A 9,561-nucleotide genomic window follows, 5' to 3' on the forward strand; every position below is an offset into this window, starting at 1 on the left:
CGAACGGCGTGGGAGGTGCCCCCACCACCAGCCACCGCTCCCTGATCCGGCCTGATCGACGAGACACCCCCTAGAACCTGTGCTCGACGGGCTGCGTGACCAGCCCTGTACCGAGCGCGGCGGCGTCGGTCGCGGGTCGGAGCGACACTGGCTGTATGGCCGGCCCCAGTCCCAGCAAGGCTCCGGAATGTCGCTTGCCGCCGCGGCCGCAGAGTGTTTCGGCGGCCCGGCGGTTCGTGCGCGATGTCCTGGAACAGAGCCCGCCGGATGTGGTGGACACGGCGCAGCTGCTGGTCAGCGAGCTGGTGACGAATGCGGTGGTCCATGCGAACACCGAGGTGGAGGTCCGGGCCTGGGCCACCGACGGCAGGGCGCACGTCCAGGTCAGTGATCACAAACCTTCCCGCGGTCTGGTTTCCCAGCAGTTCAGCAGCTATGCCAGCACCGGACGTGGGCTGGGCATGGTCGAGCAGCTCGCCTCCAACCACGGCGTATACGTCGGCGAGGACCGCAAGACGGTGTGGTTCGAGCTGTGGTCCGGCACCGCTCCGCCGCCGGCGCCGGGCTGGGACACGTCCGTCACGTCCCGCGGGCCGACCGTCACCGTGACGCTGATCGACGTGCCGGGCGCGCTCCACAAGGCAGCTCAGCAGCACCGCGAGGCCCTCCTGCGTGAATCACTGCTCACCACCCTGGCCGATGACCGACCCACGGCCCTGCGGGACGACCTCCTCACCGCGCACGAGTGCAACCACATGATCAAAGCGGCCCTGACCGCTGCGCCGGAACAGATGACCGCCCAGGGGGACCTGCGTACCCTGCGCGTACCGATCCCCGCTGACGCCGCCCCGTCCCTGCGCACCCTGGACCGCATGCTCGATCACGCCCAGGAGGCCGCCTGCGAAGGACGCCTGCTCACCCGGCCGGCCCTGCCCCAGACCCGTGCGGCCAACCACTGGCTCCTCGAGCAGTTGATCGGCCAGATCGAGGGCCGGCCTCCCACTGCCTGGACCTCGACCCCCCACGAGCCCAGTGCCGTCCCGCCGGAACCGGCGCCATGGGACCCCAGCAGCCTGCAGGCCAGCCCTACCGCCACCATCGCCGCCGACGACGCAGACCGGATCATCGCCGTGAACACACCGGCGGCCGACCTGCTCGGCTGGCCCGCGGACGAGCTGGTCGGACAGCGCATCACCGTACTCATCCCCGAACACCTGCGTGAACGCCACATCGCCGCCTTCACGACCCTGCTGCTCACCGGAGAGCCACGCATTCTCGGCCGCCCGGTGACCATGTCCGCGCTGCACCACGACGGCAGGCTGATCCCCGTCAGTCTGCTCATTCAGACGCAGGAGGCGAGGGACGGCCGCAGCGTGTTCGTCGCCCGCCTGAACCCCACACAGGACCGTCATTAGTCGGTCGAACCGGGTTCAGCCGAGACCACGATGGGCGGCCCACAACTCCCCGGCACGGCCGGCGGCTTCGGCGACCAGGGCCGTCAGGTCGGGTCTGTCCGGGACGGGGAACGAGACGTATGCGCCCCGACCACCACCGACCGGGCGGCCATAGGCCTTCACGGCGAGGTGACCGTCCGGGAGAAGCCGGACGTTGAGTGTGGTCAGCGTGAACGCTTCACCGCGTCGAGTGTCCGTCCAGCGGAGCGCCTGCGGGATCGTGACATTGATCGCCAGAGCACTCACTTCCAGGTCGCTGCTCATGGGCGGATGATCTCACGCGAGTCGCCGCGGGCGGCCGCCGCCGGCTTGGGACCACCGGCTTGGGAACCGTCCCCGGAGGATGCTCAGTCGAGACAGAACTCGTTGCCCTCGATGTCCTGCATCAGGATGCACGATTCGTTCTCGTCATCGGCAAGCAGCGTTCGCACGTGTACCGCGCCGAGCGCGACCAGTCGTGCGCATTCGGCCTCCAGCGCGGCGAGGCGCTCGTCACCCACGAGTCCGGTGCCGACCCGCACGTCGAGATGCACCCGGTTCTTGACGATCTTCCCTTCGGGAACGCGCTGGAAGAGCAGGCGCGGGCCCACACCCGAGGGATCACTGCATGCGAAGTAGGTGACCTGGTCCTCGGGCGGCAGCGAGCGGTGGTAGTCCTCCCACGTGGCAAACCCCTCGGGGACCGGCGGTACGACGTATCCCAACACCTCGCACCAGAAACCGGCGAGGCGTGCGGGTTCCGCGCAGTCGAAGGTGACTTGGAACTGCTTGATCGACGACATCGGCGCACCATAGCAGGGGGACTCCGTTGCTCATCTCCCGGCGTGAACAAGACACTTCCGCACGACGTAGTCTGCGAAGCATGCGGATCTCCGTCTCCTCCGACATGGACGAACCCGTGGCCCGCGCCCTGGTCGCGAAGCTGCGTGAACGCGGGCACGAGGTCGTCACCCACGGAGCCCTGCGCCCCGGCGACGATCCGCAGTGGGCGGCATGCTCGGAGGCCGCGGCCCGGGACGTCGCCGAGGGCCGCTCCGACCAGGCGGTCGTGTGCTGCTGGACCGGCACGGGCGCGTCCATCGCCGCCAACAAGGTGCCCGGCGTACGGGCGGCCCTGTGCACCGACGCCTACACGGCGGACGGAGCGCGCCGCTGGAACGACGCCAACGTGCTGGCGCTCGGCCTGCGGCTGACCTCCGAACCCCTGCTGGCCGAGATCCTCGACGCCTGGTTCGCGGCGGCGCCCAGCGAGGACGCCGAGGACCGGGAGAACGTCGCCCGCGTGGGGCGGATGGACTCCGGCCGGACGGTCCAGCCGTAAGCACGAGGACGCCCGGCGCCCACGCGAGCGCCACTGCCGCCGCCACGGCTGCGGCTACGGCTGTTGCGTCGGGCCGGTGTCCGGCGACGTCGACGCGCGCACGATCCACGAAAGCGCGTCGCCACGGAACAGCGCGCGCCCGGCCGCGATCCGCCGCTCGCGCACCGGTCCCCGCTCCGTGAGCCGGGTCAGGGACCGCAGCAGACCGGCCTCGTCCGGAGCGTGGTCGGACACCCCGAGGACGGCCATACGGCGGACCCCCTCCGCGCCGTGTCCGGGCAGCGGCCGGTACCCGACGACCGGCAGCCCGGCGGCGAGCGACTGGACGGCGGTCTGTCCGGCCGCGTTGTCCACCAGGGCCGCGCACGCGTGCAGCAGCTCCGGCATGTCGCTCACCCAACCGGGGGTGAGGACGCCCGGCACACGGGACAGCTCGCGCCGCAGCCGCTCGTTGCGCCCGCACAGCACCACCGGCAGGAAGCCGTGCGCGGCGAGCAGCCGTGCCGTGCCGGCCAGCTCCGCCCCGGCGCCCCAGGCGCCCGCGGAGACCAGCACGGCGGGCCGGCCCGGCCCGTACCTCTCGAACCGGCGCCGCCACTTGGCCGCCCCCGGCCCCCCGGTGAAGAAGTCGGGAGCCACCACCGGCCCCGTCGCCTCGGCCGGCCGGCCCAGAGCCCGGCCCACCTCGTCGGCGGCCTCCCGCGTCACACACAGGTGCAGGTCGTTGCCCGGATGCAGCCACTGCCGGTGCACGGCGAAGTCGACGACGACCACCGCGCTGGGCACCCGCAGCACACCCCCGGCCCGCAGATGGCCGGTGAGCTGCGCCGCCAGATGGAAGACGGGCACCACGACATCGGCGCGCGTCTCGCGGACCAGGCGCATCAGCCGGTCGCTCGCGAGCCGCGCCAGCGGTGTGCCGCTGGGCCGGGGCCGGGAGCCGGGCCGCAGGAAGACATCGTAGATGCCGGCGTAGACCCAGGGGCAGTGCCGGACCGCGCCCTGGTAGAAGCCGCGCAGCCCGGCCCCGAGGCCGTACGGCAGCAGTGCGAGCACGTCCACGACGTGCGCCTCCCGGCCGGCGGCGCGGGCCCGGCGCGCCAACTCGGCGGCCACCGTGTCATGGCCCGAGCCCATGCTCGCGCTGACCACGAGCAGGCGTTCGGCCCCGGGCGGGCCGTCCGGAGCGGGCGGGGCGGGCGCGTGCCCGGCGTCCGGGCCGGGCCGGACGGGAGTGTGCCCGTTCTCCGGGCCCCGGGCGGCGGGCAGCGGTGGCGGCACGGGCGTTTCGGACGACACTGGTAGTGAGTAACCCTCACCCACCGCAGTCAAACGAACGGGCACGCCCCGCCCGTCCCACGTTTCGGGCCCGGCCACCGGGATACTTCACCCCGGCAGGACAAGGCCGGACCGCCGGGAGCCGCACCGACGGCACCCGGTCCCCGTCGACCTTCGAGGTGCGCCCCGATGTCCCAAGCCCCTTCCCGTCCTCGGTCCGGCTCCGGGATCCCCGTGGAGGCACCGGCGACGCTCACCGCCGCGAGCCGGCGCGCCGCCGACGGCGCGCTGCCGGGCGGGGGCGCGCTGGTGACCGGCGCCTCCTCCGGGATCGGGGCCGCCGTGGCCCGCCGGCTCGCCGCCGAGGGCGGCTGGCGGCTGGTGCTGAACGGGCGGGACCGCGCGCGACTGGAAGAGGTCGCCCGGGGCACCTCGGCCGTCGCCTACCCGGCGGACCTGTGCGGCCCGGGCGCCGAACGGCGGCTCGCCGAGTTCGCCCTGGACAGCGTCGGCCGGGTCGACCTGCTGGTGGCCGGTGCGGGCATCGGATGGGCCGGGCCGTTCTGCACCATGCCGCAACCCGCCATCGACGAGGTGTTCGACGTCAACGTGCTCGCCACCCTGCACCTGATCCGGCTGCTGCTGCCGCACATGGTCGGGCAGGGCACGGGCCGGGTGGTCATCATCGGCTCCCTGGCCGGCACGGTCGGCGTCCGGGACGAGGCCGTCTACTCCGCGGCCAAGGCCGCGCTGGGCGCGTTCGCCGATGCCGTGCGCTACGAACTGCGCGGCACCGGCGTCGGCATCAGCCATGTGGTGCCCGGCGTCGTGGACACGCCGTTCTTCGACCGGCGCGGGGTGCCCTACCGGCGCGCACTGCCCAGGCCGGTCCCGGCGAGCCGGGTCGCCGACGCGGTGTGGGAGGCCGTCTCGCGCGGCCGGGACGAGGTCTACGTCCCCGGCTGGACCCGTGTGCCCGGCCGGGTCCGCGGCGCCGCGCCCGCCCTGTACCGGCGCCTCGCCGCACGGTTCGGGTGAGGCGGGGAAGCGTCCGATCGAGGCGGGGAAGCGTCGGGTCGAGTCGGGGAGGGGGAGGTAGGGCCGGGTGAACGTCCTCACCGTCGTCCTCGCGCTGCTCGCCGCCTCCGCCAACGCCGCGGCCTCGGTCCTGATGAGACGCGCGGCCACGGAGAAACGGGCGGACGAGGCGACCGGGCGCGCGCGGGGTGGCTGGAGTGGGCGGCGGCGGTGGTTCTGGACCGCCGGTGCCGGGCTGCTCGCCGGTTCCGGGGTGGTGCAGGCCGCGGCGCTGGCCGTGGGGAGTCTGTCGCTGGTTCAGCCACTGCTGGCCACCGAGCTGCTGTTCACGCTTGCGATCGGCAGTGTCGTCTTCCATCGCCGGCCGGACCGGGCCACCTGGCTGTCGTTCCTGGCCCTGGCCGTCGGGCTCGCCCTGTTCCTCGGGGCCGCCGCGCCGTCCTCCGGACGGACCACCGCCGAACCGGGCCGCTGGGTCCCGGTCGGGTCGGCGGTGGGGTGCCTGGTGCTCGCCCTGGCGGGCGCGTCCCGGCTCGTCTGCGGGGCGCCGCGGGCGGCCCTGCTGGGGCTGGCCTCGGCCGTGATGTTCGCGTTGACGGCCGCGCTGCTGAAACAGGTGACGGGACAGCTCCCGAAGGGGCTGGGCCACCTGGCGGCGGACTGGACGCCGTACGCCACCGCGGTCACCGGACTGGTCGCCTTCGGGCTGCTCCAGTGCGCCTTCCGGGCGGGCACCCTCGTCGCCTCCCAGCCCGCCCTCACCCTCGGGGACGCACTCACCAGCGTGGCGCTCGGCTGGGCGCTGTTCGGGGAACACATCGCCCTGGGCGTGCGGATGGTGCCCGAGGCGATCGGCGTCGGTCTTCTCGCGGCGGGCACGGTCGGCCTGGCCCGGGCTCCGGCGGTGTCCGGCCAGTGGGACACCGAGCCGCCGCCACCCCACCGCCGCGGCCGCCATGGTCATCACGAAGGCGGAGGCGTACGGGCGAAGAGCACGTGAGTGCGGACGGAGAGCGCGTGAGGAGGCGAAAACGCGTGAAGAGAGGGAAACACACGGGAGGCCGGGCAGCCGTGGCAGGCGGACCGGACCGTGGGGGCGTGCGCCCGGCGGTGGGGGTCCTCGCCCCTTCCGGAGTCGCCGTCGCCGTCGTCACCGGGGCCGCCGTCGCGGTCGCGCACATCGTGCCGGCCGCCACCTGGCTGCCCCGCTTCCGCGCCGTCTGCTTCCCGCGCCTGGCCGGTCTCGGCCGCCCCGGCCATGTGGCGCTCACCTTCGACGACGGTCCCGACCCCGACTCCACGCCGCACTTCCTGGACGCGCTCGACCGGCTCGGCGTCCGCGCCACCTTCTTCGTCCTCGGCGAGAGCGCCGTCCGCTTCCCGGAGCTGACCCGGGACATCGCGGAGCGCGGGCACGAACTCGCCGTGCACGGCTGGACCCACAGCCGCCCCTGGCTCCCGGCCCCCGGCCGGGACCTTCGGGAGACCGCGCGCGCGGTTCACGCCCTGCACGAGATCACCGGCCGCCGGCCGACGTGGTACCGGCCCCCCTACGGGATCCTCACCGGTGGCCGCTGGGCCGCCGCCCGGCGGCTCGGACTGCGTCCCGTGCTGTGGACCGCCTGGGGGCGGGACTGGACGGCGGACGCGACGGCCGCCTCCGTCCGCGCGACCGTGCACGCGGACCTGCGCGGCGGCGGGACGATCCTCCTGCACGACTCGGACCGCGCCTCGTCCCCGGACTGCTGGCACGCGGCCCTCGGCGCCCTCCCCGGCCTGATCACCGGCTGCCGGGACGCGGGATGGCAGGTGGGACCCCTCCGCGAGCACGGCATCGCCCGGGACCACGGCCCGGATGTCCCCGACGCCGAGGCCGCCCGGCCCCGGCAGCACACCCCGGCCACCGGCCGACCCGCTCCCCACCCGACGTGACCGCCGCACCCGGCACACCACCCACACTCCACGCCGTGACCGCCGCACCCGGCAACCACCCACGCTCCACGCCGACAGCGTCGCGGCGGCGTACGCCGCCGAGGCACCTGGCCCACCCCCTCCGGCCTGCCCGCCCCGCCCCGCCCCGGCCCGTTCCACTCCGCCGCATAGTCTCGACCCATGTCTGTGCACGTCCTGGTCCTCGGCGGTACCACCGAGGCACGCGAGGTGGCCGCGGCGCTCGCGGGGCGGCCCGGTGTCCGCGTGACGATTTCGCTGGCGGGACGCGTGAGCCGGCCGGGACCGCTAGACGGTGAGGTGCGCGTCGGCGGCTTCGGGGGCGCGGACGGGCTGGCAGCCTGGCTGCGCGAGCACCGCGTGGACGCACTCGTCGACGCCACCCACCCCTTCGCCGAGTCGATCACCCGCAACGCGGCGCGGGCCGCCACCGCCACCGGCGTACCGCTGGTGGTGCTGCGCCGCCCCGGCTGGCGGCCGGAACCGGGGGACCGCTGGCATCCGGTCGCCTCGATGGCCGCCGCCGCACGGCTGCTGCCGGAGCTGGGCCGCCGGGTGTTCCTGACGACGGGACGGCTGGACCTGGCCGCCTTCGCCCACCTCGCCGAACTGCACTTCGTCGTACGGTCCGTGGAGCCGCCCGAGCCGCCGATGCCACCGGACGTCCAGGTGGTGCTGGCCCGCGGGCCGTTCACCCTGTCCGACGAGACCGAACTGCTGCGGGCCCACCGCGTCGACGTGCTGGTGACCAAGGACAGCGGGGGAGCGGCCACGGCCGCCAAACTCACGGCGGCACGGCAGCTCGGGCTGCCGGTCGTCGTCGTACGGCGGCCGCCGCTGCCGCAGGGCGTGACGGCGGTGCCGGACGCGCGAGCCGTCCTGGAGCGGCTGCACCTGCCCGCGCCCTGACCGGAGGTGCCCGGCGGCCTACTCCTTCGGTCTGCGCCGCAGCAGATACGTGTCCATGATCCAGCCCTTGCGCTCGCGGGCCTCGGCCCGCAGCCGCTCGATGCGCGGAGCGGTCTCTGCGATCGGGCCGGAGGCGAGGATCTCGTCCGGGGTGCCTATGTAGGCGCCCCAGTAGATGTCGATGTCCTGGTCGGCGTACTGCCGGAAGGTCTGGTGGGCGTCGAGCATGACGACCACGTCGTCCACGCCCTCAGGGAACCCCTCGGCGAGCCGCCGGCCCGTGGTGATCTGCACCGGCCGGGCCACCCGGTTCAGCCCCGTGCGGTGCCGGGCCACCAACGCCGAGACACTGCTGATGCCCGGCACGACGTCGTACGCGAAGTCCACCGCGCCGCGCGCCAGCACCTCCTCGAGGATGCCCAGCGTGCTGTCGTACAGCGCGGGATCCCCCCACACCAGGAACGCGCCCCGCTCCTGATCACCGAGCTCCTCCGTGATCAGCCGCTCGTAGATGTCCGCGCGGGCGCTGCGCCAGTCCCCGACGGCGGGGGAGTAGCCGGCGCCGCCCGCCGACCGGTCCCGCTCCGGGTCCCGCGCCTCCACCACGCGGTACGTCCCCTCCGGTACGTGTGCGTGCAGGATGTCCCGGCGCAGCCCCACGAGGTCCGACTTCACCTCGCCCTTGTCCAGGACGAAGAACACGTCCGTGTCGCGCAGCGCCCTGACCGCCTGCAACGTGAGCTGGTCGGGGTCGCCCGCGCCGATACCGATGACATGAATCTTTCGCACGCCCCCGAGTCTGCCGTACGGCACTGACAACGCGTGCACCGGTGCCGCACCCAGCGCTACGACGCCCGGCGACGGCGCACCTCGGGCCCGTCGACCGGCCCCGTCGCTCAGGCCCCGCCGCGCAGCCGGGGCGCTTGCCGCGCCGCGTCCACGGTCCCGTCCGACCCGCTCACCACGGCGTTCTCCACGGCGTCCGCCAACTCCCGTGCCCAGGCGGCGAGCCCGGCCGCGTCCATGCCGTGGGGTTCCCGTACGCCGGTGTCCGTCACCCACTCCTCCACCGCGCCCGCCCCGCGCCGCAGCAGCCTGGCGCCGCCGGTGACGTTGCCGCGGGCCGCGTGCGTGAGCCCGACCGCGAGCTGGGCCAGCCCCCGCCACAGCGCGCGCTCCTCCTCGGGTCCGGACTTCCAGGCGTCCTCGAAGACCTCGTGCGCGTGGAACGGCTTGCCCTCGTCCAGCAGCGCCTGGGCCTCGGCGACCGTCTCCTCCGGAGTGCGCACCACACCCTCGGGCTGCCGCGGCACGCCGCCCGTGCCGTAGGGCAGGGGCCGCCCCAGCCCGTCCCGCGGCCGGGCGTTGCGCGCCCGCCCCGCACTGTCCCGGTCCCGTGCGCCGGCCGGCCGGCCGGAGGAGGAGGTGTCGCTCATACGCCGATTCTCCCCCGAACCCGCGCCCTCTTCGGCACGGCCCCCGACGTGCGGTAAAGTGACGTTCGCGCGATCACACGGGTCACCGTGGGGCAGCGCGACGGGACGTGGCGCAGCTTGGTAGCGCACTTGACTGGGGGTCAAGGGGTCGCAGGTTCAAATCCTGTCGTCCCGA

The 9,561-nt window shown here is 74.3% G+C and carries 11 protein-coding genes and 1 tRNA gene; 7 read left to right on the forward strand and 5 right to left on the reverse strand.

Annotation, left to right across the window (positions count from 1 at the left end):
• Positions 1 to 155 precede the first annotated feature (155 nt).
• A complete protein-coding gene (locus IE318_RS25960) occupies positions 156 to 1,415 on the forward strand; it encodes an ATP-binding protein (RefSeq protein ID WP_189904138.1) in 1,260 nt (419 codons plus the stop codon).
• 15 nt (positions 1,416 to 1,430) lie between these two features.
• Here IE318_RS25960 and IE318_RS25965 read toward each other — a convergent pair whose 3' ends face one another.
• The gene (locus tag IE318_RS25965; RefSeq protein WP_189904139.1) at positions 1,431 to 1,718 is read right to left on the reverse strand and encodes a hypothetical protein; all 288 of its coding nucleotides are present in this window, start codon (positions 1,716 to 1,718) and stop codon (positions 1,431 to 1,433) included.
• A gap of 83 nt (positions 1,719 to 1,801) precedes the next feature.
• Positions 1,802 to 2,236 carry a VOC family protein gene (locus IE318_RS25970; protein ID WP_189904141.1) on the reverse strand — a complete coding sequence of 145 codons (435 nt, stop codon included), beginning with the start codon at positions 2,234 to 2,236 and terminating at the stop codon, positions 1,802 to 1,804.
• Positions 2,237 to 2,316: 80 nt separating this feature from the next.
• Between IE318_RS25970 and IE318_RS25975 the strand changes: the two genes are divergently transcribed.
• Positions 2,317 to 2,775: an RpiB/LacA/LacB family sugar-phosphate isomerase gene (locus IE318_RS25975; RefSeq protein WP_189904143.1), complete on the forward strand. Its 459-nt coding sequence runs from the start codon at positions 2,317 to 2,319 to the stop codon at positions 2,773 to 2,775.
• A gap of 54 nt (positions 2,776 to 2,829) precedes the next feature.
• On the opposite strand, the gene IE318_RS25980 is transcribed toward IE318_RS25975, so the two are convergent.
• Positions 2,830 to 3,912, reverse strand: a complete 1,083-nt coding sequence (locus IE318_RS25980) for an MGDG synthase family glycosyltransferase (RefSeq protein WP_189904222.1) — start codon at positions 3,910 to 3,912, stop codon at positions 2,830 to 2,832.
• 330 nt (positions 3,913 to 4,242) lie between these two features.
• On the opposite strand from IE318_RS25980, the gene IE318_RS25985 reads away from it, so the two are divergent.
• The 4 genes from IE318_RS25985 to IE318_RS26000 all read left to right on the forward strand — a co-directional run bounded on the left by IE318_RS25985 (position 4,243) and on the right by IE318_RS26000 (position 7,950).
• A complete protein-coding gene (locus IE318_RS25985) occupies positions 4,243 to 5,091 on the forward strand; it encodes an SDR family NAD(P)-dependent oxidoreductase (RefSeq protein ID WP_030180665.1) in 849 nt (282 codons plus the stop codon).
• 67 nt (positions 5,092 to 5,158) lie between these two features.
• On the forward strand, positions 5,159 to 6,091 hold the full coding sequence (locus IE318_RS25990; protein WP_189904145.1) for a DMT family transporter: 933 nt from the start codon (positions 5,159 to 5,161) through the stop codon (positions 6,089 to 6,091).
• Between the two features lie 98 nt (positions 6,092 to 6,189).
• Positions 6,190 to 7,023: a polysaccharide deacetylase family protein gene (locus tag IE318_RS25995; protein WP_373311272.1), complete on the forward strand. Its 834-nt coding sequence runs from the start codon at positions 6,190 to 6,192 to the stop codon at positions 7,021 to 7,023.
• 180 nt (positions 7,024 to 7,203) lie between these two features.
• Positions 7,204 to 7,950: a cobalt-precorrin-6A reductase gene (locus IE318_RS26000; protein WP_189904147.1), complete on the forward strand. Its 747-nt coding sequence runs from the start codon at positions 7,204 to 7,206 to the stop codon at positions 7,948 to 7,950.
• 18 nt (positions 7,951 to 7,968) lie between these two features.
• On the opposite strand, the gene cobF is transcribed toward IE318_RS26000, so the two are convergent.
• On the reverse strand, positions 7,969 to 8,739 hold the full coding sequence (cobF, locus tag IE318_RS26005) for a precorrin-6A synthase (deacetylating) (protein WP_189904149.1): 771 nt from the start codon (positions 8,737 to 8,739) through the stop codon (positions 7,969 to 7,971).
• 107 nt (positions 8,740 to 8,846) lie between these two features.
• Positions 8,847 to 9,386 carry a DUF309 domain-containing protein gene (locus IE318_RS26010; RefSeq protein ID WP_189904151.1) on the reverse strand — a complete coding sequence of 180 codons (540 nt, stop codon included), beginning with the start codon at positions 9,384 to 9,386 and terminating at the stop codon, positions 8,847 to 8,849.
• A 101-nt stretch (positions 9,387 to 9,487) separates the two neighbouring features.
• On the opposite strand from IE318_RS26010, the gene IE318_RS26015 reads away from it, so the two are divergent.
• Positions 9,488 to 9,561: transfer RNA gene (locus tag IE318_RS26015), tRNA-Pro, on the forward strand.

The sequence above is a fragment of the Streptomyces spiralis genome (genome assembly GCF_014654675.1).
GTDB classification, from domain to species: domain Bacteria; phylum Actinomycetota; class Actinomycetes; order Streptomycetales; family Streptomycetaceae; genus Streptomyces; species Streptomyces spiralis.

Coding starts and splice junctions, on each gene's coding strand:
- IE318_RS25960 (WP_189904138.1), top strand. CDS start 156: ATGGCCGGCCCCAGTCCCAGCAAGGCTCCGGAATGTCGCTTGCCGCCG.
- IE318_RS25965 (WP_189904139.1), bottom strand. CDS start 1,718: ATGAGCAGCGACCTGGAAGTGAGTGCTCTGGCGATCAATGTCACGATC.
- IE318_RS25970 (WP_189904141.1), bottom strand. CDS start 2,236: ATGTCGTCGATCAAGCAGTTCCAAGTCACCTTCGACTGCGCGGAACCC.
- IE318_RS25975 (WP_189904143.1), top strand. CDS start 2,317: ATGCGGATCTCCGTCTCCTCCGACATGGACGAACCCGTGGCCCGCGCC.
- IE318_RS25980 (WP_189904222.1), bottom strand. CDS start 3,912: ATGGGCTCGGGCCATGACACGGTGGCCGCCGAGTTGGCGCGCCGGGCC.
- IE318_RS25985 (WP_030180665.1), top strand. CDS start 4,243: ATGTCCCAAGCCCCTTCCCGTCCTCGGTCCGGCTCCGGGATCCCCGTG.
- IE318_RS26000 (WP_189904147.1), top strand. CDS start 7,204: ATGTCTGTGCACGTCCTGGTCCTCGGCGGTACCACCGAGGCACGCGAG.
- IE318_RS26010 (WP_189904151.1), bottom strand. CDS start 9,386: ATGAGCGACACCTCCTCCTCCGGCCGGCCGGCCGGCGCACGGGACCGG.